Below are 21539 nucleotides of genomic sequence, written 5' to 3' on the forward strand. Positions count from 1 at the left end.
GGTTTCGTGTATACTGCTCTTCGTCAAACTACAGATTATTTTATAAGGCTCATTATGCTGGATATTGTTTTATACCAACCTGAAATACCGCCTAACACTGGTAATATTATTCGCCTATGTGCCAATACCGGCTATGCATTACATTTAATTGAGCCATTAGGTTTTGAGTGGGACGATAAGCGCGTGAAACGTGCAGGACTTGATTATCATGAATTTAGTCATGTTCAACGCCATGCCTCATTTGAAGATTACCTTGAAAAATGTAAACCAAAAAAAGTGTATGCATGCACAACCAAAGGTAGTCAGTTTCACCATGAAGCAAGTTACGAAGCGGGTGACTGTTTGGTATTTGGCCCAGAGACTCGCGGCTTGCCTGACGATATGATCCAAGCACTGCCAAAAGAGCAGCGTGTGCGTATTCCTATGCAAGCCAATAGCCGCAGCATGAACTTATCAAACGCAGTAGCTGTGTTTGTCTACGAGTCGTGGCGCCAGTTGGGCTTTCCTAACGCGCAATAAACACCTTGTACCAAACAACAAAAAAACCGACATAATATCGGTTTTTTGTTTATAAACGCTTATAAGGTTATTCAGAACGTTGCTCTCGGCCTAATAGCGCCATTGCAGCTTCTTTCATATCTTTATTTTCATAAAGCACTTTATAAATTTGCTCGGTAATCGGCATTTCTACACCGCTACGCTGCGCTAATAAATACACTTCTTTGGTATTTCTAAAGCCTTCCACTACTTGACCAATTGACTCAATAGCAGCATCAACACTTTCGCCTTTACCCAACGCTAAACCAAATCGACGATTACGTGATTGGTTATCTGTACACGTTAGTATTAAATCGCCAAGGCCTGCCATTCCCATAAAGGTTTCTGGTTTAGCACCAAGAGCACAACCTAAGCGAGTAAGCTCTGCAAGCCCTCGGGTTATAAGCGCAGTACGCGCATTTGCACCAAAGCCTACGCCATCCGAAATACCTGCACCAATTGCAATTACATTCTTAACCGCACCACCGAGCTGTATACCAATAAAATCATCATTGTTATACACACGGAATGAGCGACCACAATGAAGCAAGTCAGCGAGTTGCTGAGCAAATTCAGGCGACGTAGAAGACACTGAAATAGCAGTAGGTGAACCCATCGCCATTTCTTTTGCAAACGTAGGGCCCGACAGTACCGCAAGTGGAATATCATCACCCAATTCTTGCAAAGCCACTTCTTGTAATAAGCGTCCTGTATTAGGCTCAAGCCCTTTAGTTGCCCACGCTACTTTGGCACCGTCTTGCAATGCAGGTTTAATCTGCGCAAGTGTGTCGCCAAAAGCATGGCTTGGCACAACAACAAGTACAATAGCGCTGCTAGCAACGGCATTTTGTAAGTTAGCTTCAAGAGTAAGAGTATCTGGAAAAGGAGCATCAGGTAAGTAACGTTGATTTTTCCGCTCAGCTGCAAGCGTGGCAACGTCATCGCTATTTCTTCCCCAAAGTGTCACGTGGTGACCATTTCGGGCTAAACAAATAGCAAGGGCGGTGCCGTAAGACCCCGCCCCTAATACAGTAACAGCTGTAGTTGCTGTACTCATAAGTTATGCGTCTGCTGAAGCCTGGTCAGCCTGCGCAGTACGTTGCTGCATGTATTGTGCAAATAACGCATCAAAATTAACTGGCGCAAGGTTAAGCTGTGGGAAAGTACCACGGTTAACGAGGTTTGAAACAGCTTCACGTGCATATGGGAACAACACGTTAGGACAAAATGCACCTAGCATGTGCGCAAGTTGCACTTCTTCAACTTCAGCAATAGTAAAAATACCTGCTTGTTGAATTTCACATAAAAACGCAGTTTCTTCACCAAGAGAAGCCGTCACAGTTAGCGCTAAAACAACTTCAAATACGCCTTCGTCCAGCTTATTTGAACGTGTATCTAAGTCTAGCTTAACTTCTGGTGTCCATTCTTTTTGAAAGATGGCAGGAGAGTTTGGCGTTTCAAACGATACATCTTTAGTGTAAATGCGTTGAATAGTAAATTGTGCGCCAGCTTCTGCAGCTGCTACGTTTTGATTTTCTTCGTTCATTGTTATTCCTAACTTGTTCGTTATTATAATTTAAATTAAGCGCTTAGCTTCGCGTCAAGTTTGCCTTGCGCCTCAATAGCCATCATGTCGTCGCAGCCACCGATATGTTCATCATTAATAAAAATTTGCGGTACTGTGCTTGCACCACCGGCTTTAGCAATCATTTCATCGCGTAGCTCAGGCTGCACACCTATATCATAATTTGTATATTCAACGCCTTTACTGTTTAAAAGCGAAAGAGCGCGCTGACAAAATGGACAATACGCTTTGGTGTATAAAACAACTTTACTCATAATAAATCCTCTATCGGTCTAGCTAAACTTATTAGCGACCTGTTGTAGTTGGTAAGCTGGCAGACTGCCACGCTCCCATACCGCTAGATAATACATAAACTTGTTCAAAACCAGCTTTGTGCATTGCAGTCGCAGTACCTTGAGCGGTCATACCTGTGGTACATACCAATATAATGGGTTTGCTCTTATACTTTTCAAGGCTTGAGAAGTCAGATTGTTTCGCTTTTTCAGGGCTTAAATGTACAGAATTAGCAATATGTCCTGCAGCAAATTCTTTTTGCGCACGAATATCAACAACTTTACCGTCTTCACGATTGATTAGAAGCGTAAGCTGTTGAGGGGTTATTTGACGGATTGCTGAAAATTTACTTTTTATCAAGCCGCTCACAATAAGAAAAACAATACCAACCCAAGCAAGGCTTAAAATGGGATGATTTGTAATAAATTCAATATATTGTTCCATTCTACTTCCACTATGAAATTATATTTTAAAACATGATGTTTTAAGTATTTTGTACTCTAGCCACGCAAGTATACCCAAACCAACCTAAAATGCGAGTTTAGGAGCACTTAGAGCTATTTAAAAAACGATACCCCCCCCCATATATAGCTAACCTGAACTCTGAATAATAAATCTCTTAACCGGGGTTCAGGTTAGTTGTTAAAGGTATCAGTGAAAAAATTTAATATCTTGTTTTCAATGCTGATCCTAGCTTAAAAACGCGGTATGCTAAAACCACGCTAATAAACCTTTTTAGGTGCACTGTATCCATCAACAGATACTAATTTTCAGGAGCTATTATGACAGAACATAAAAAACCACTGGTATTAATGATTTTAGACGGTTGGGGATACCGCGAGAATGAGCAAAGCAATGCCATTCTTGCAGCTAACACACCTGTATTAGACAATTTATGGGCCACCCGCCCACACACATTAATATCAGCTTCAGGTTTAGATGTTGGTCTTCCTGACGGGCAAATGGGTAATTCAGAAGTTGGCCATGTAAACTTGGGTGCGGGCCGCATTGTGTATCAAGATTTTACCCGTATCACTAAAGCAATTAACGATGGCGAATTTGATTCAACCCCGGCCTTAGTTGAAAACATTGATAAAGCGGTAAGTGCAGGAAAAGCAGTTCACATAATGGGTCTTTTAAGCCCTGGTGGTGTGCATAGCCATGAAGATCATATAGTTGCTAGCATAAAGCTTGCTGCAAAACGTGGTGCTAAAGAAGTCTATTTCCATGCCTTTTTAGACGGCCGTGACACTCCTCCACGTAGCGCAAAAGCATCAATCGAACGAATTGAAGCGTTATTTAATGAACTTAAGTGCGGACGTTTAGCATCACTTATTGGCCGTTACTACGCAATGGACAGAGACAACCGTTGGAACCGTGTAGAAAAAGCTTACAACGTAATGACGCTCGCCGAAGGCGACTTTAATTTTGATAATGGTGTTGAAGCACTTAACGCAGCGTACGAGCGCGACGAAAACGACGAGTTTGTAGCAGCTACGACTATTACGCCAACAGGCGCCACTCCTGCTTCAATAAACGATGGCGACACTCTAATTTTTGCTAACTTTAGAGCAGATAGAGCCCGCGAAATTACTCGCGCTTTTGTTGAGCCTGATTTTGATGGATTCGCAAGAAAAAGAACACCAGAGCTTAGTGCATTTGTAATGATGACAGAGTACGCAGATGATATAAATGCACCTATTGCCTTTGGTTCAACACCGTTAGTAAACGTATTAGGTGAATGGTTTGAAAAAAATAACAAAACACAGCTTCGTATTTCAGAAACCGAAAAATACGCACACGTTACATTTTTCTTTAGTGGCGGACGTGAAAGCGAATTTAAAGGTGAAACACGCGAGTTAATTCCTTCGCCGCAAGTAGCAACTTACGATCTACAACCTGAAATGAATTCAGAAATGCTTACAGATAAACTCGTAGAAGCAATTAAAAGTGGAAAATACGATGCTATTATTTGTAACTACCCTAATGGCGATATGGTTGGTCACTCAGGTGTATTTGAAGCAGCTGTTAAAGCTTGTGAAGCTGTAGATAGCTGTATCGGGCGTGTTGTTGATACTCTAGAAGAATTCGGTGGTGAAGCACTAATAACAGCCGATCATGGTAATGCTGAACAAATGGCTGACCTTAAAACAGGCCAAGCACATACTGCCCACACTAGCGAACCGGTGCATTTTATTTATGTTGGTCGCGATGCAGAGCCAATGCAAGGTAAAGCCTTAAGTGATGTAGCCCCAACAATGCTTCACTTAATGGGCATGGAGCAACCAAAAGAAATGACTGGTACACCCATCATGATGTTGAAATAACACATGAATAGACGTATTAATCGGTTAATAAAGTGCGGTTTAATACTAACTTCATTAGTGACTGCATCTGCAGTCGCTAATGAAGAGCGTACTAAAAAAGACTTATCAGAAGTTCAAAATGCACTTGAGCAAAGCCAGGCTGAATATAACGCCCAAAGAAAAAAAATAGCAGCGCTACAAAAGAAACTCAAAAGCCATGAGCTCGATATAGCTAAAAATGCCAAAGCACTTAACATGGCAGAGCAATCTGTAAAAGAGACTAAAACACAGCAAAAAGAGTTACAAAATAAAGCCGATGAGCTCGATAGAAAGCACACTAAGTTTCAGAAAATTTTAGCAGCGCAACTCAAAAGCGCTTATATGGCCGGTGACGACGACTACTCTAAAATGCTGTTAAATCAAGAAGACACAGCTAAATTTGAGCGCACACTTAGTTACTACAACTATTTAAACAAAGCTCGAATAGAACAAATTGAAGAAATAAAATCCCTGCAAGAACAAATAGCTTTAAATCAAGCAAAGCTAACTAAAACAGAGCAAAAGTTAATTGCCTTGTACGAAGAACAAAAAAGGCGTTACACAGCTTTAGTTAATGCTAAAAATGAACGTCAAGCTAATCTTAAGAACTTACAATCTCAATTTACTAACACTAAAAGCTCAATAGATTATTTAGAAGAAAACCAGCAAACCCTTGTTAAAACTATAGAAAACATCGAAAAAGAGAAAGCACAAAAAATAGAATTGCTTGGCCTATATAAAAGTAAAGGAAAATTAGACTGGCCAAGTAAAGGTAAATTAAAACATACATTTGGCCAACGTAAACATGGTGGTATTGACTGGAAAGGCGTGCTAATTGGTGCAAAAGAAGGCTCTAATATCAATAGCGTCCACAATGGTCAAGTTGTGTTTGCTGATTGGTTAAAAGGCTATGGTTGGGTAATTGTTGTAGACCATGGTGAAGGTTTTATGAGCCTATATGGGCACGCTCAAACACTACTGAGGGATGTAGGGGATATGGTACGCGAAGGGGAAACACTTGCATTAGTGGGTCAAAGCGGCGGACAGGCAAGTTCTGGTCTATACTTTGAAATACGCCATAAAGGACACGCAGTAAATCCTGTAAAATGGTGCAGACGCATTTAATTGAATAAACCGCTGCACCGCATTAGGAGCAGCTGATGACAACCAAAAAAAACGCATCTAATACAGTCATTAAAAAAAACACAGGCTTTTTTATAAACCTGTGTTTGGTCATATTACTTACCTTATTAGCTTTTAATACACGCTTATATGCAAGCTCTATAAAGGAGCTTAAAAGCCAACAAATAGATGAAATCATCTTTAATATTCACGCTTACTACGTAGAAGATTTAGCGCTACAAAATAGCGACCATATCAACTATAACAACAAACAATTTGAACGTTTGTATTCAAAACTCGACCCCTACTCTAAATATTTAGATGAGCATGAACTTACGTCATTATTTGACAATACAAATGGCCACTACACCGGTATTGGTATTGAAGTTAAAAACGTTGATGAAGTAATGACCATTGTTGACATAGTCGATAACTCGCCAGCCAAAATAGCGGGAGTATTACCGGGCGATAAAGTAATAAGCATAAATAATAACAGCGCAAATAGCCGTACAATCGACGAAGTAGCAACGTTAATACGCGAAAGTAAATTTGCAAACATAGACCTAACTATAAAGCGCGATAACACAAAAGAATTGATTACCTTTCATGTTACACGCCGTGAAATAAATTTAGAAAGCGCAACCAGCGAGCTTTTAGACTCTGGCACTGGCTATTTAGCTATTAATAACTTTTCTAACCATACTTTACATGAGGTGGCCTTGCAGGTTGCTGCTTTACAAAGCCATTTTGGCTACCCGCTAAAAGGCTTAGTAATTGATTTACGAGATAACCCAGGCGGTACATTACAAAGTGCGGTTGCAGTATCTGACCTGTTTTTACAAAGTGGGACTATTGTTACTACCAAAGGACGCTTTTACGATGCTAACCAAGCCTTTTACGCTAAACGAGGTGATATTTTAAAAGGTGCGCCTATTGTTGTGCTTATTAATGAAAACTCAGCCTCAGCTGCCGAAATACTCGCTGCTGCACTTAAAGATAACAAAAGAGCTACTATTGTTGGCAGCCAGTCATTTGGTAAAGGTTCTGTGCAATCGTTAATCCCCTTAGGTGATGGAAACACAGCACTTAAACTCACTACAGCTAAATACTATACCCCCCTTGGCCAATCTATTGATGGCATAGGAATAACCCCTGATGTGGCGATTAATCAAACAAGTCTTTCACAAACTAATAAAGCCGTTATAATAAAAAGTGAGCAAACTAACAGTAACGCAAAATTACTCACCGGTAACTTAGCCGATCTGCAATTAGTTAAAGCAAAACAATTACTCAGCATGCAATAAAACAGCTTTATTTAAAGCAACCTACTGAGATTTAAAAAAGATAATAAAAACTATAAACGTGAAAATAATAAAATGGCTAATACTGTTTATTTGCTTAGCCTGCACAAGTGTTAGCGCCAAGCAAATAGCAATAGTGATAGATGACATAGGTTATCATCAACGGGACTTAGAATTCCTTTCCTTACCTGGGCAATTGACGTATTCAATTTTGCCTCACACACCTTATTCTCAAATTTTTGCAACGCTTGCGAGTCAGTCAAATAAAGAACTGCTGTTACACGTACCTATGCAGGCACTTAACGGCAAAGAGCTTGGTCCAGGCGCATTAACTTTAAATATGAATAAAGAACAATTACAACAAACTTTAGGAACGGCTCTAGCCAGCTTACCCCAAGTCAAGGGCGTTAATAATCACATGGGCTCAGCACTTACACAAAAAAGCCAAGCCATGAAGTGGACTATGGAAGTACTTAAAAAGCGTCACTTATACTTTTTAGATAGTCGTACCACTGATTTAAGCCAAGCACAAAATGCTGCAAACTTTTTAGGTGTAGAGAATGTTGGCCGTCACGTATTTTTAGACAACATAACAACGCCAGAGCAATTGCAATTTAGGCTCGATGAATTAAAGCACAAAGCTACAAAACACAAATTTGCAATTGCAATTGCCCACCCCTACCCAGAAACTATTAATTTTTTACGCCAGGCGTTGCCACAGTTAACAGAGCAAGGGTTTGAACTTGTGCCCGTGTCGCAATTAGTAGAAAAAAAATATATACAGTTAGCGCAAGCTGAGAACAAAGAAATAAGTGCTCGATAATAAGGACTTTAAAAAAGCCATGTGTATGTCAGCCAAAAAGAACTAATTTATAGAATAACTTAGCGCCTCTGGCAATAGTGTTAGCTTTATATATTATAAGTTTACCCACTTAAAAATATATATTCGCTGTTATTTGTCATCAAACAGCTTCAAACTGAAAATTGATAGCTATAAAGCGAAAAGCCCCGCATTTTCATGCAGGGCTTTGTCAATTTCATTCTTTAGAGCGATTAGCTCATAGCGCTTTGCAGCTTTTTCATTGCTGTTTTTTCTAGCTGGCGAACACGCTCAGCTGATACGCTGTATTTTTCAGCAAGCTCTTGTAATGTTGCTTTGTCGTCAGATAACCAACGAGCACTTACAATGTCTTGCGAACGCTCATCTAGCGTTTTAAGTGCGCTAAATAAACGAGTATGAGACTGTTCTTGCCACTGCTGCTGCTCTATATCGTCAGCTAAGTCAGCAGAACCATCTGTTAAATATTGCACTGGAGAGTAAGTACTTGTAGGCGCGTCATCATTATCGTCGCCTGTTAGGTCAAAGCCCATGTCTTGGCCGCTCATGCGCGATTCCATTTCACGTACTTCTTTTTCACTCACTCCTAGCTCACTAGCAACAGTGCTAACCTCAGCTTGATTGAACCAACCTAAACGCTTTTTGTTTTTACGAAGATTAAAAAACAATTTACGCTGTGCCTTTGTGGTTGCAACTTTAACTATGCGCCAGTTTTTTAAAACAAACTCATGGATTTCGGCTTTAATCCAATGCACTGCGAACGACACTAAACGTACACCTACTGTTGGGTCAAAACGTTTAACCGCTTTCATCAGGCCTATATTACCTTCTTGAATAAGGTCAGCTTGTGGTAAGCCGTATCCCGAGTAGCTTTTAGCAATATGTGCTACAAAGCGTAAATGCGACATAATGAGTTGCTTAGCAGCGCCAAGATCGCCTTCTTCCTGAAGCTTTTTAGCAAGTTCTTGCTCTTGCTCAACTTTAAGCATAGGAATAGTGCTTACCGCTTGAAGGTAACCGTCCATGCTTGCGCTTTGTTGTCCTACTGTAAGTGCCATTGCGTATAAATCTTTTCTCATTTTTCACCTCGGTGATAAACATTTGAAACCATCTTAGCACTCTTTCTTCAAGAGTGCTAACCCCAATTTAAAACTTTTTTAAAGTATAAATCAAGTAGTTTTTTGGTATGTATTTAGTCTACTACAAGCGACTGAATAAGTGATGAATTAAGGGTTTGCAAGCAATTAGCTCTGTCGCAACACGCTATTTACAACTCATTACTTTAGAGGAGGATAATACACAAATATGACAGTTTTAATAAACTAAGGATGTATCCAACTTGATACTCTACGCGTATCAAGTTGAATTGGTTCACTTATACTTTATCGGGTTCTATTTCTTTAATATAGCGATTTACAGATAGGTACGAGCCAATAAAGCCTAAACTAGTGGCAAGTAATACTAAAAAGCCAAGCTCACTAAGCGATAACCCAATAAGCGAAAAACTTGTTTGATACACGCCTGCAACACTGCTTACTGCGCTCGAAAGCCACCACATCATTAACCCAACACATATAAAAGCAAATAAACCACCTATTACGCCGTACCATATACCTGTCCATAAAAATGGTGCATGTATAAATGTATTCGTTGCTCCTACAAGTTTCATTACTTGGATTTCTTCTTTTTTGTCCATAATCGACAAGCGGATAGTATTGCCAATAATGAGAGTCACTGAGGTGAGTAATAATAGTGCGATAGTTATTACACTTTCTTTGAGTAAATCAAGCAGTGCATTTAAACGCTCTAACCATGCTATATCAAGCTTTCCAAAGTCAACTTCACGTTCGCTCTCAAGCTTTGCCAAAAGTACCTTAGCAGCATTTGGCTGCCTATTACGTTTTGTTGGCGTAACCAGTACTACATCTGGTAGTGGGTTCTTGTCTAAGTATTCTAAAGCCTGCCCAAAGCCAGAAACATCTTTAAACTCAGTAAGAGCTTGTTGTTTTGAAATAAACTCTATACTTTCAACCTCTGGGTATAGCGCCAAACGCTTCACCAAAGTTTGTGTTTCTTGCTCACTCATACTCTCTTTTACAAACAAAGATATTTCACTGGCTTCTTCAAAGCCACTACTTACTTGCTGTACGTTTTTAACAACTAAGTACAGTGTAGCTGGCAAAGTTAGGCTCAACCCAAGTACAGCAATAGTCATCATTGAAGCAAGCGGTGTACGCCACATTTCACCTAAACTATGTACGCCTTGGCGAAATATATTAAGTATAAAAAAATAACCACCCGCTAATATCGATTTTTGTTGCTTATCGTTACTATTTTGACGACCTTTAAAAAGTAAACTCATAATGCTCCCCCAGCAAGCGGATCTTCAAGCATACGACCGTCTTTTAAAGTTAGGCTTCGGTACTTCATACGCGCCACTAAACCAAGATCATGTGTGGCAATAAGCACTGTTGTACCGTGCTTATTAAAGTCTTCAAACAACTTTAATATTTCCATTGAAAGTTCAGGGTCGAGGTTACCAGTAGGTTCATCAGCTAATAATATTGGCGGGGAGTTTACAATGGCTCTGGCAATACCTACTCGCTGCTGTTCACCGCCAGAGAGCATAGAAGGATGACATCTTATTTTATCTATCAAGCCCACTTTATCAAGCGCGCCATGCACTCGTTTCGCTATTTGCTTATGATGAGTGCCCTCAATAATTAAAGGTAATGCTACATTATCAAAAACGGTATAGCGCTCTAATAAACGGTGGTTTTGAAAAATAATACCAATATCACGACGAGCATAAGGAATTTGACGCGAGTTAACTTTATTTAAATCAACTCCATTAATAAACACGTTACCTGCAGATGGACGCTCCATTAAACTAATTAGCTTAAGTAACGTACTTTTACCGGCGCCACTGTGGCCCGTTAAAAAAGCGAGTTCGCCAGGCTTAATATGAAAATTAACCTTTTCAAGTGCACGATGCCCACCAGGGTAAGTTTTACTTACTTGCTGAAAATTTATCATCTTTTTATTATGCCAACGCCATTAGCTTATTAATAACGTTGGTAATCCTCGCAATTAAAAAGGGAGCAAGCTCCCTCTTTTGGTAAATTAAACGTCGTCCTCATCTTGGCTAAATAACGCATCAATAAAGTCATCGCTTTTAAAAGCGCGTAAATCATCAATACCTTCACCAACACCAATGTAACGAATTGGAATATTAAACTTATCGGCAACCGCAAAAATAACACCGCCTTTTGCAGTACCATCAAGTTTTGAAAGTGTAATACCAGTTAAACCAACACATTGATTAAATAAGTTTACTTGGCTAATAGCATTTTGACCTGTACCAGCATCAATAGTAAGCATTACTTCGTGAGGTGCATCTGGGTCAATTTTTTTCATTACACGGGCTATTTTTTCAAGTTCTTGCATTAAATTATCTTTATTTTGCAAGCGCCCAGCTGTATCGGCAATTAATACATCAACATTTCGTGCTTTCGCGGCTTGAAATGCATCAAACACTACCGACGCGCTATCTGCACCTGTGTGCTGTGCAATAACCGGAATACTGTTACGTTCACCCCAAACCTGTAACTGTTCTACAGCTGCGGCCCTAAACGTATCTCCTGCGGCAAGCATGACCGATTTACCTTCATTTTGAAATTGCTTAGCTAGCTTACCAATCGTGGTTGTTTTACCAACTCCGTTCACACCTACCATTAAAATAACAAACGGCTTTTTATCTTTATTAATAACTAAAGGCTGCTCAGCAGTTTTTAGCATCGCTGCCATTTCTTGCTTCATTAGCTCATATAAGGCATCACCATCTTTAAGCTGCTTTCGATCAGCTGCATCAGTTAAACTATCGATTAACTTCATGGTGGTATCAACACCTAAATCGGCGGTAAGTAGCTGTGTTTCAAGATCTTCAAATAACTCGTCATCAATTTTTTTACCACTAAAGATTGAAGCAAAGCCAGAGCCTATATTTACACGAGTTTTTAATAAGCCTTTTTTAAGACGAGAGAAAAAACCTTCTTTTTTTGGTTTTTCTGCTTGTTTTGCTTCATCTTTTGCAAGCTCAGCAGTAAGACGTTCTTGCTCTAGACGTTCTTGCTCTAAACGTTCATTCTCGGCTTCTTCAGCTGCAATACGTTCTTGTTCTAAACGCTCATTCTCGGCTTTTTCAGCTGCAATGCGCTCTTGCTCTAAACGTTCACTCTCAACTTTTTCAGCCGCAATACGCTCTTGCTCTAAACGCTCATTCTCAACTTTTTCAGCCGCAATACGCTCTTGCTCTAAGCGTTCATTCTCAACTTTTTCAGCGGCTATACGTTCTTGCTCTAAACGCATTTGAGCTTCTTGCTCAGCTAGGCGCTGCTCTCGTTCTTGTCGCTGCCTCTCAGCATCAGCCTGCTCTTTTGCAAGCAATTGTGCATTTGCTTTATCTATTGCAAGCTTTTCTGCATTTGCAGCTTCTTGCTCTTGGAGACGAACTCGTTCTAATCGCTCCGACTCTGCTTTTTCTGCAGCAATACGCTCTTGTTCTAGGCGCATTTGTGTTTCTTGTTCAGCTAACCGTTTTGCTTGTTCTTGCTTTTGCGCTGCTGCATCTGCATCTTGCTTTGCTAATAATTCGGCATTAGCTTGCTCTATAGCTCGTTTTTCGGCTTGTTCTGCTTCATATAGGCGTTCTTGCTCAAGCTTTTGTGCTTGCTCTTGAGCTAGCTTTTCTTGAGCTAAACGTTCAGCTTCAGCCTGCTCACTAGCTATACGCTCTTGCTCTAAACGCTCAGTCTCTGCTTCTGCTTGTAAACGCTCAGCCTCAGCCTGCTCTGCTGCTATACGTTCTTGCTCAGCTTTTTCGGCTTGCTCTTGCGCTAATACTTGTTGTTTATCAGCTTCAGCTTTTTGCTCTGCTTCTTTTTTATCTGACTTGCCAAAACCGAGCCACGACATGAATTTACTTTTTTTTGCCATACTTGCTAATAACCACTTATAAAAATCTGATAAACTAAAATTTGAAATAGCTTGGCGATGCCTAACAATCGATGCTAGTAAAACAACCATTCAAAACGTAAGTGTTCAATAGTAACACTTTTAATACGGTTGAAAAATGAAGCTACACGTAATCTGCTGCAATATTATCTGAGCTAGATACCATATACCATTTTTTAGTGAGCTAAATGAGAAATAAAACAACACAAAATAAAGCTAGTAGCAAATCCGGCGATGGTTTTATTAGAGTTATAAGCGGCCAATTTAGGGGACGTAAATTACCAGTCAAAAATGTAGAAGGTTTGCGCCCTACCACCGATAGAATTAAAGAAACGGTGTTTAACTGGTTAATGCAAGATACCCGCGACGCTCATGTACTTGATTGTTTTGCAGGTTCTGGCGGGCTCGGTTTTGAAGCGCTCTCACGTTTTGCAAAAAGCACCACCTTCATTGAACTAGATAAGTTTGCGGCTAAACAATTAGAACAAAACATCAGCACCTTAAAGCTTAAAAATGCACAGGTAAAACACACTAATTCTTTGAGTTATTTAGAACAAAAAAATAAAAGTGAGGCATTTAATTTAGTATTTGTTGACCCGCCGTTTCGCAAAGATTTAGCACAAACAACATGTGATTTATTAGAAAAAAACCAATGGCTAAGCAGCGAAGCACTCATTTATATGGAAGTAGAAGCCGAGTTAAGTACGTTTCAACAACCCAATAACTGGCTGTTAATAAAAGAAAAAAAGGCGGGGCAAGTGTTCTGCAGGCTATATCAACGTCAATCAAATTAGTACTATTCTAGATGATGCGTTTCTGTTAATATTATCCTTTACATGTGGTGTTGCTTCGGATTACAATACCGCACCATTTTTGAACCACTTGATCAATGTTTGATCAACTTGAGCAACGCTCATAATTTAGGTAGGTGAATTTTTAATGCCAGTAATTAAAGTAAGAGAGAACGAACCGTTTGACGTAGCACTTCGTCGCTTCAAGCGTTCATGTGAAAAAGCAGGTATCCTTTCAGAAGTTCGTCGTCGCGAGCACTATGAAAAGCCAACAGCTGAGCGTAAGCGTAAAAAAGCTGCTGCAGTTAAACGTCACATGAAAAAACTTTCTCGTGATAACGCACGTCGCGTTAAATTATACTAATATATTAGGTCTTGTATAAATGAGCCTTTTAATAACGCTAAAAGATGCGCAAAAAGATGCGATGCGAGCTAAAGACAAACAACGTCTTAACCCTATTCGTATGGTACTTGCTGCTATCAAGCAACGTGAAATTGACGAGCAAATTACACTAGACGACGCGGGTATTACCTCAGTTATAGTGAAGCTTGTTAAACAACGTCGTGACTCTTACACCCAGTACAAAGATGCCGGGCGTGATGATTTAGCTGATATTGAAGCCAATGAAATAGTAGCACTTGAAACTTTTTTACCTCAACAATTGAGTGAAGAAGAAATAATTGCTCTCATTGATGCGGCTATTGCTGATACTAACGCAGCAGGTATGCAAGACATGGGTAAAGTAATGGGTATAATCAAAAGCAAAGCTGAAGGTCGCGCCGATATGGGTAAGATCTCTGGTTTAATTAAGCAACGATTAACTGCCTAAAACTCCCACATACATTAAAGTATGATTGAAGCAAACCGAGCCCAGCGCTCGGTTTCTTTGTTTTAACTTTAATAAAAAGTACACCTATTAGGTTACTTCAAATGAAATTTTTTACAGCTTCCCTATTTATTTCGCTGTCATTTTGGTAAGTTAAAGCACACTATATTTTGCACCAAGCAAGTATAAAAAAGTAAATTTCATATTCGTTCTTCTTATTATTTCAGGAATGTACTTTACTAATGGCCGGAAAGATCCCACGCAGCTTTATAGACGATTTACTTGCCAGAACCGATATTGTCGACCTGATAGATTCAAAAATAGGTCTAAAAAAAGCAGGTAAAGATTATCAAGCTTGCTGCCCATTTCATAACGAAAAATCTCCTTCATTTACTGTATCACAGGACAAACAGTTTTATCACTGCTTTGGGTGTGGCGCTAATGGTAATGCTATTTCGTTTGTAATGGAGTACGAAAAACTAGAGTTTGTAGATGCTATTGAAGAAATAGCAAGCATGCTTAACTTAGAAGTACCTCGAGAACAAGGCACAAATTCAGCACCTGAACGTACGGCTGCGCAAAAGCGCTCAGACTACGATTTAATGCTTCATACTGCTCGTTTTTATCAGCATCAATTAAAGCACCATAGTAATTCTGCTGCTGTTATTGAGTATGTTAAAGGCCGTGGTTTAAGTGGCGAAACTGTTAAAAAGTTTATGATTGGTTACGCCCCAAGTGAGTGGGATGGATTATGTTTACAACTTGGTCGTAACAAAGAACAAAAAGAGCAATTAGTAGAGCTAAAACTTGCCTCTGAAAAAACACCTGGTAGACAGTTTGATTTTTTCCGCGACCGCTTAATGTTCCCTATACGCGATAAACGTGGACGCGTTATTGCCTTTGGCGGGCGTGTAATGCAGGCAGACCAAGGTCCAAAATACCTAAACTCTCCTGAAACCCGAATATTTCATAAAAGTTTTGAGCTTTATGGGCTATATGAAGCAAAGCAAGCCCATAAAAAACTTGATCATATAATGATTGTTGAAGGTTATATGGATGTGGTGGCTCTTGCTGAACAAGGGATTGAATATGCAGTTGCGTCACTAGGCACCGCAACAACAAGCGAGCACATGCACACATTGTTTAGAACTACTGATAAAGTAATCTGTTGTTACGATGGCGACAGAGCAGGCCGTGATGCTGCATGGCGAGCGCTTGAAAACGCACTCCCCTATTTAAACGATGGTAAAGCACTGCAATTTGCATTTTTACCCGATGGTGAAGATCCTGATTCACTCGTACAAAAAGAAGGAAAAGAGCAATTTGAACAACGCCTTAGTCAAGCAGATGACTTTACCAAAGTGTTGTTTAATAAATTAAGCCAAGAAGTTGATTTAACACTCGATTCAGGAAAAGCTAAACTCCTTAGTGCAGCACTTCCATTAATTGAAAAAATTCCAAGTGAATTTTATCAAGAAAACATCCTTGAACAATTAGGACGCTTAATCGGCAGAACACGTGAGCAACTAAATAACCGTTTAAAAACGCCAAAGCAACAGCAATCTATTGAACGAAAATTTAAAATAACGCCTATGCGCCAAGCAATTGGTATATTAATTCAGCACCCTGATTTAGCCAAAAGCGTGCCGTACTTACCAGAGCTTGCGCAAATGAATATTGCTGGCATTGGTTTATTACTACGACTACAAGAGCAAGCTTTGCAAAAAGAAGAAGTAACTACCGCTCAGTTGCTAGAGTGTTTTAGAGATACGGATGACTACGAGCCATTAATTAAGCTTGCAACGTGGCAACACGAGATAAATGAAGAGCGTTTAGAGACTGTTTTTAAAAATACTTTCAAATTTATTGAAGATCAGTGTTTAAATCATCGACTCGAGACCCTATTAATAAAGGATAAGACACAAGGCCTTAGTAGCGACGAAAGGCTTGAGTGCCATTTGTTAATGACAGCGTTAAAAGCGACTAACAGTTAGGGTCTGTTTATCTTTCGAGGTTAAGTTTATAGCAGTGTGTTTGGTATTTAGACAATGCAGAGCCTATGCAGTGTGGTTATTCCACATAAATAGGCGATAACGCAGCATAAATGCCAAACACACGCTGCCCTTTGGGTTCGTCCCAAGGGCGCTTTAATCCTGAAAGGCCAACAGCCCCTAGCCAAAATTGATTTAAACTGTTATACTGTGCTATTCACTGCGTCACATTATTCTAGTTGGCTTTATGCAAACTACGTGATGGCGCCTGTTGTATCAACTTATCAGAGTGGAAGAAACAATCTCTATGGATCCAACTCCTCAGTCACAATTAAAGCTTCTGATTCAAAAAGGTAAAGAGCAAGGCTACTTAACTTTTGCAGAAGTAAATGATCACCTTCCACAAGACATTATAGACTCAGATCAAGTAGAAGATATCATTAGTATGATTAATGACATGGGTATTAAGGTTAGCGAGAACGCGCCTGATGCCGATGAATTAATGATGCAAGAAACAACGACAGACGAAGACGCAGCTGAAGCTGCCGCTGCAGCCCTTGCGACTGTAGAAAAAGAAATCGGCCGTACAACGGATCCGGTACGCATGTATATGCGTGAAATGGGTACTGTTGAACTTCTTACACGTGAAGGCGAAATTGTTATCGCCAAACGTATCGAAGAAGGTATTAATCAAGTACAAATTTCTGTCGCAGAGTATCCTGAAGCGATCACTTACTTACTAGAGCAGTGGGATAAGTTTGAAGCTGAAGAAATGCGTCTAAGCGATATTATCGTTGGGTTTATTGATCCTAACGAAGATGATGCCCCAATATCAGCGACTAACATCGGCTCAGAATTAAGTGAGAAACAACTTGATGATAACGATGATGACGATGATAAAGACAGTGATGACGATGAGGATGAGGAAGAAGTAGATACGGGCCCAGATCCAGAAGAGGCGCGTATACACTTTGAACACTTACGTGATTTATACAATAAAGCACGTGATACGTTTGAAGCTAAAGGTCGTTCGCATCCTGAATCACAAGCAGCCATTTTTGAAATTGGTGAACTTTTCAGAACATTTAAATTAATACCTAAACAGTTTGATCGCATGGTAAATAACATGCGTGAAATGATGGATCGTGTTCGTATTCAAGAACGCCTAATCATGAAACAGGCAGTTCAAATTGCTAAATTACCCAAGAAAACCTTCGTTAAGCATTTTGCCAATAACGAAACTGACGCTTCTTGGGTTGATTTAGAAATTTCAGGTAACGAAAAGTATTCAGCTAAACTTGAAGAAGTTAAGCCAGAAATCATTCGTAGCGTTAATAAATTATCTGTTATTGAACAAACTACAGGTTTAAGCATTGAGCGTATTAAAGACATTAACCGTCGAATGAGCATTGGTGAAGCGAAAGCACGCCGAGCGAAAAAAGAAATGGTTGAAGCTAACTTACGTCTTGTAATCTCAATTGCTAAAAAGTACACAAACCGTGGCTTACAATTCTTAGATTTAATCCAAGAAGGTAACATTGGTCTGATGAAAGCGGTTGATAAGTTTGAATATCGCCGTGGTTATAAGTTCTCTACTTATGCTACGTGGTGGATACGTCAAGCAATCACACGCTCTATTGCTGACCAAGCAAGAACAATTCGTATTCCTGTACATATGATTGAAACGATTAATAAACTTAACCGTATCTCTCGTCAAATGTTACAAGAAATGGGTCGTGAGCCAAATCCAGAAGAATTAGCAGAACGCATGATGATGCCTGAGGATAAAATCCGTAAGGTACTTAAAATTGCTAAAGAGCCAATTTCAATGGAAACACCAATCGGTGATGATGAAGACTCTCACTTAGGTGACTTTATCGAAGATACAACTATTGATTCGCCAATCGATTCGGCAACAATGGAGTCTCTTCGAGGCGCAACTAACGATGTACTTGCAGGCTTAACAGCTCGTGAAGCTAAAGTACTACGTATGCGTTTTGGTATTGATATGAATACCGACCACACCTTAGAAGAAGTAGGTAAGCAGTTTGACGTAACACGTGAACGTATTCGTCAAATAGAAGCGAAAGCGCTGCGTAAATTACGCCACCCTTCTCGCTCTGATTTACTGAAAAGCTTTTTAGACGCTAAATAATTTAGCGCTACTATATAAACTAAAAAGGCCGCTATAGCGGCCTTTTTTCTATTTGAAGGAAATAACCATGGCTTGGATCCAAATTCGTATTAATGCCAATGCTGCAACCGCTGATGCAATAAGCGACTTATTAATGGAAGCGGGTAGCGCTTCAGTAACCTTTATTGACGCAAAAGACACCCCTATTTACGAGCCAAAAATTGGCACCGTTGTGTTTTGGGCTGATACCACAGTTATTGGTTTGTTCGAAGCTAATCATGATATGAACGCAGTCGTTGCGTTATTAAAGCGCCATGATGAGCTAAAAGACAATTTAGTATACAAAATCGAGCAACTTGAAGATAAAGACTGGGAACGTGAATGGATGGATAACTTCCACCCTATTCAATTTGGCGAAAAACTATGGATTTGCCCAAGCTGGCGTGATATTCCTGACCCTGATGCGGTAAATGTATTACTAGACCCAGGCCTTGCTTTTGGCACTGGCACACATGCAACAACTGCCTTGTGCCTTAAGTGGTTAGAAAGCCAAGACCTGACCGGTAAAACCGTAGTGGATTTTGGTTGTGGCTCAGGAATTTTAGGTATTGCAGCTATAAAACTAGGTGCAGAGCGTATGATTGGGATAGATATTGACCCTCAAGCACTCGAAGCAAGCCTTGATAACGCTGACCGAAATGGTGTTGCAGACAAACTTGAAGTCTACCTTCCAGAAAACCAACCTGAGTTTAGTGCAGATATAGTAGTGGCTAATATTTTAGCTCAGCCACTTCGCGAATTACATAGTGTGATTTTAGGGTTATTAAAGCCAGGTGGTAAAATTACCATGTCGGGTATTTTAGAAGAACAAGCGCAATCGGTTGCTGACATTTATGCACCGTTTGTTGAACTAGATGACATTGCCGTTGAAGGTGATTGGACTCGAGTAAGTGGAACTAAGAAAGCGTAATAAATCGAACAATTAAATCTAGAGTATTAACTCAAAACATGCATGTAAAGCCTGTATTTAACAGGCTTTACTATTTTTTTACATATCCAAAAATTCTCTAGTTATCTTGTAAAAAATAAAACCTGTATGAATTTCAAACAAATCAACCTACTTGTCATGTGGTTATCAAATGTCAATACGAAAAGGGCAAAAAAAAGTTACTTTTGTTCAATTTATAGCCTTTGATTTTTGTGAAAAAAACCGTAAACTTAGCGCCCCTTGAAAAGAGGCCTATTGAATATAGTGCGTATCGGTAAATACCAACTTGAGAATAATGTAATTGTCGCGCCAATGGCTGGCATTACAGACAGACCATTTAGACAACTTTGTCGACGCTTAGGTGCGGGCTTAGCTGTGTCTGAAATGCTATCGTCAAATCCTAAGGTTTGGAAAACAGAAAAGTCGATGAACCGTATGGATCACAGCGGTGAGTCGGGTATACGCGCGGTGCAAATTGCAGGAGCAGATCCTGAGCTTATGGCGCAGGCCGCACAATTCAATGTTGCAAATGGTGCACAAATCATAGATATCAATATGGGGTGCCCAGCAAAAAAAGTGAACAAGAAACTTGCAGGCTCTGCCTTATTACAGTTTCCTGAACTTGTGGAAGAGATAGTTGATGCAGTCGTTAACGCTGTAGATATACCTGTAACACTTAAAATCCGTACAGGATGGGATCAGGATAACCGTAATGGTGTAGAGATTGCGAGAATAGCTGAGCGTTATGGCATTGCATCACTTGCTGTACATGGGCGTACGCGCGCATGTATGTACAAAGGTGATGCTGAGTACGCCACGATTAGGGATATAAAACGTTCAGTGTCGATTCCTGTTGTTGCCAATGGTGATATTACATCACCAGAAAAAGCAAAGCAGGTTTTAGACTATACGGGTGCAGATGCCATTATGATTGGCCGAGCCGCCCAAGGTCGCCCTTGGATATTTAGGGAGATAGACCACTATTTGCGAACCGGGGAACATTTACAGCCACCTGCTATTGCAGAGGTACGCAGTATATTAATGGAGCATTTAACAAACCTCCATATGTTTTACGGTGAGCCAATGGGAGCGCGAATTGCTCGCAAACATGTATCTTGGTATTTGCAAACCCATGACAGTGATGGTCAGTTTAGGCGAGTATTTAATGCGCTCGACAACCCACAGGCACAGGTCGTCGCATTAGAGCAATACTTTAAAACACTAGCAGCTAACTAAGAAAGAAAGAGACTTAATAATGTTCGAACAAAACGTGACTTCTCCATTTATCACTAACCCTCATGTTCAGTCACACGAGAAACCGCAGCCATTGCGTGATGCAGTAAAAAAAGCTGTTCACCACTATTTAAAGCAGCTTAACGGTCAAGATGTGCAAGACGTTTACGACCTTGTTCTTTCAGAGCTAGAAGCGCCATTACTTGAAGAAGTAATGACATATACACGTGGTAACCAAACTCGTGCAGCAATTTTACTAGGTATCAACCGTGGTACTTTACGTAAAAAGCTTAAAAAATACGGCATGAACTAATACCACTTATATTGAAAGCGTGAGTATTCTAACGAGCTAAACAAGCCCATAATGTCGTTAAAATTTTTTATGTAGAATCACTACACTGCAAAATTTTTTCCTTGTTATAGACTTTTTTTCTATCGTTATTACTACTTACTAATCCAATACAACTGGTATTATGCAAAAAAGCACCTTAGGGTGCTTTTTTTATGACTACAGTTTATTAACTAAATTGCAAAATGCTCACGCTTATTGAGCCTTTATAA

The 21539-nt window shown here is 39.9% G+C and carries 21 protein-coding genes; 13 read left to right on the forward strand and 8 right to left on the reverse strand.

What is annotated here, in order from left to right:
• Positions 1 to 54 precede the first annotated feature (54 nt).
• Complete coding sequence (gene trmL, locus V6260_RS06075) at positions 55 to 519, forward strand: tRNA (uridine(34)/cytosine(34)/5-carboxymethylaminomethyluridine(34)-2'-O)-methyltransferase TrmL (RefSeq protein WP_101217074.1); 465 nt, start codon at positions 55 to 57, stop codon at positions 517 to 519.
• 67 nt (positions 520 to 586) lie between these two features.
• Here trmL and gpsA read toward each other — a convergent pair whose 3' ends face one another.
• From gpsA to V6260_RS06095, 4 genes are read right to left on the reverse strand one after another with little or no spacing between them, the layout of a single operon-like run.
• Positions 587 to 1594, reverse strand: coding sequence for an NAD(P)H-dependent glycerol-3-phosphate dehydrogenase (gene gpsA / locus V6260_RS06080; RefSeq protein ID WP_341593152.1), 1008 nt, complete (start codon positions 1592 to 1594; stop codon positions 587 to 589).
• A 3-nt stretch (positions 1595 to 1597) separates the two neighbouring features.
• Positions 1598 to 2083, reverse strand: a complete 486-nt coding sequence (gene secB, locus V6260_RS06085; RefSeq protein ID WP_010553360.1) for a protein-export chaperone SecB — start codon at positions 2081 to 2083, stop codon at positions 1598 to 1600.
• 35 nt (positions 2084 to 2118) lie between these two features.
• Positions 2119 to 2376 (reverse strand): glutaredoxin 3, encoded by a 258-nt coding sequence (grxC, locus tag V6260_RS06090; protein WP_341593153.1) that lies wholly within the window; start codon positions 2374 to 2376, stop codon positions 2119 to 2121.
• 31 nt (positions 2377 to 2407) lie between these two features.
• Complete coding sequence (locus V6260_RS06095; RefSeq protein WP_341593154.1) at positions 2408 to 2839, reverse strand: rhodanese-like domain-containing protein; 432 nt, start codon at positions 2837 to 2839, stop codon at positions 2408 to 2410.
• Between the two features lie 338 nt (positions 2840 to 3177).
• On the opposite strand from V6260_RS06095, the gene gpmM reads away from it, so the two are divergent.
• Genes gpmM through V6260_RS06115 form a run of 4 tightly spaced genes read left to right on the forward strand, consistent with a single transcriptional unit; the run spans position 3178 to position 7986 of the window.
• Entirely contained in the window at positions 3178 to 4722 is a 1545-nt protein-coding gene (gene gpmM / locus V6260_RS06100; RefSeq protein WP_341593155.1) for a 2,3-bisphosphoglycerate-independent phosphoglycerate mutase, read from the forward strand.
• Between the two features lie 3 nt (positions 4723 to 4725).
• Positions 4726 to 5865: a murein hydrolase activator EnvC family protein gene (locus V6260_RS06105; RefSeq protein WP_341593156.1), complete on the forward strand. Its 1140-nt coding sequence runs from the start codon at positions 4726 to 4728 to the stop codon at positions 5863 to 5865.
• 35 nt (positions 5866 to 5900) lie between these two features.
• Positions 5901 to 7166 (forward strand): S41 family peptidase, encoded by a 1266-nt coding sequence (locus V6260_RS06110; protein WP_341593157.1) that lies wholly within the window; start codon positions 5901 to 5903, stop codon positions 7164 to 7166.
• Positions 7167 to 7224: 58 nt separating this feature from the next.
• Positions 7225 to 7986: a divergent polysaccharide deacetylase family protein gene (locus V6260_RS06115; protein WP_341593158.1), complete on the forward strand. Its 762-nt coding sequence runs from the start codon at positions 7225 to 7227 to the stop codon at positions 7984 to 7986.
• 230 nt (positions 7987 to 8216) lie between these two features.
• Here V6260_RS06115 and rpoH read toward each other — a convergent pair whose 3' ends face one another.
• The 4 genes from rpoH to ftsY form a co-directional block, all read right to left on the reverse strand.
• On the reverse strand, positions 8217 to 9080 hold the full coding sequence (gene rpoH / locus V6260_RS06120) for an RNA polymerase sigma factor RpoH (protein ID WP_341593159.1): 864 nt from the start codon (positions 9078 to 9080) through the stop codon (positions 8217 to 8219).
• A 296-nt stretch (positions 9081 to 9376) separates the two neighbouring features.
• On the reverse strand, positions 9377 to 10363 hold the full coding sequence (gene ftsX / locus V6260_RS06125; RefSeq protein ID WP_341593160.1) for a permease-like cell division protein FtsX: 987 nt from the start codon (positions 10361 to 10363) through the stop codon (positions 9377 to 9379).
• Positions 10360 to 11037, reverse strand: coding sequence for a cell division ATP-binding protein FtsE (gene ftsE / locus V6260_RS06130; protein ID WP_341593161.1), 678 nt, complete (start codon positions 11035 to 11037; stop codon positions 10360 to 10362). Before ftsE ends, ftsX begins: the two co-directional genes overlap by 4 nt.
• Positions 11038 to 11124: 87 nt before the next feature.
• Positions 11125 to 12996 (reverse strand): signal recognition particle-docking protein FtsY, encoded by a 1872-nt coding sequence (gene ftsY / locus V6260_RS06135; protein WP_341593252.1) that lies wholly within the window; start codon positions 12994 to 12996, stop codon positions 11125 to 11127.
• A 206-nt stretch (positions 12997 to 13202) separates the two neighbouring features.
• Between ftsY and rsmD the strand changes: the two genes are divergently transcribed.
• From rsmD to fis, 8 genes are all read left to right on the forward strand, one after another.
• Positions 13203 to 13808: a 16S rRNA (guanine(966)-N(2))-methyltransferase RsmD gene (rsmD, locus tag V6260_RS06140; RefSeq protein WP_341593162.1), complete on the forward strand. Its 606-nt coding sequence runs from the start codon at positions 13203 to 13205 to the stop codon at positions 13806 to 13808.
• A gap of 145 nt (positions 13809 to 13953) precedes the next feature.
• Positions 13954 to 14169 (forward strand): 30S ribosomal protein S21, encoded by a 216-nt coding sequence (gene rpsU / locus V6260_RS06145; protein ID WP_002957797.1) that lies wholly within the window; start codon positions 13954 to 13956, stop codon positions 14167 to 14169.
• A gap of 19 nt (positions 14170 to 14188) precedes the next feature.
• Positions 14189 to 14635, forward strand: a complete 447-nt coding sequence (locus V6260_RS06150; RefSeq protein WP_007376027.1) for a GatB/YqeY domain-containing protein — start codon at positions 14189 to 14191, stop codon at positions 14633 to 14635.
• Between the two features lie 239 nt (positions 14636 to 14874).
• Entirely contained in the window at positions 14875 to 16626 is a 1752-nt protein-coding gene (dnaG, locus tag V6260_RS06155; protein ID WP_341593163.1) for a DNA primase, read from the forward strand.
• A 304-nt stretch (positions 16627 to 16930) separates the two neighbouring features.
• Positions 16931 to 18778 (forward strand): RNA polymerase sigma factor RpoD, encoded by a 1848-nt coding sequence (gene rpoD, locus V6260_RS06160; protein ID WP_341593164.1) that lies wholly within the window; start codon positions 16931 to 16933, stop codon positions 18776 to 18778.
• Between the two features lie 67 nt (positions 18779 to 18845).
• Positions 18846 to 19727 (forward strand): 50S ribosomal protein L11 methyltransferase, encoded by an 882-nt coding sequence (gene prmA, locus V6260_RS06165; protein ID WP_341593165.1) that lies wholly within the window; start codon positions 18846 to 18848, stop codon positions 19725 to 19727.
• A gap of 282 nt (positions 19728 to 20009) precedes the next feature.
• Positions 20010 to 20981: a tRNA dihydrouridine synthase DusB gene (gene dusB / locus V6260_RS06170; protein WP_341593253.1), complete on the forward strand. Its 972-nt coding sequence runs from the start codon at positions 20010 to 20012 to the stop codon at positions 20979 to 20981.
• A gap of 19 nt (positions 20982 to 21000) precedes the next feature.
• Positions 21001 to 21291 (forward strand): DNA-binding transcriptional regulator Fis, encoded by a 291-nt coding sequence (gene fis, locus V6260_RS06175; RefSeq protein WP_002957804.1) that lies wholly within the window; start codon positions 21001 to 21003, stop codon positions 21289 to 21291.
• Positions 21292 to 21539: the final 248 nt, after the last annotated feature.

This window comes from Pseudoalteromonas aliena (assembly GCF_038155085.1).
Classification (GTDB): domain Bacteria; phylum Pseudomonadota; class Gammaproteobacteria; order Enterobacterales; family Alteromonadaceae; genus Pseudoalteromonas; species Pseudoalteromonas aliena_A.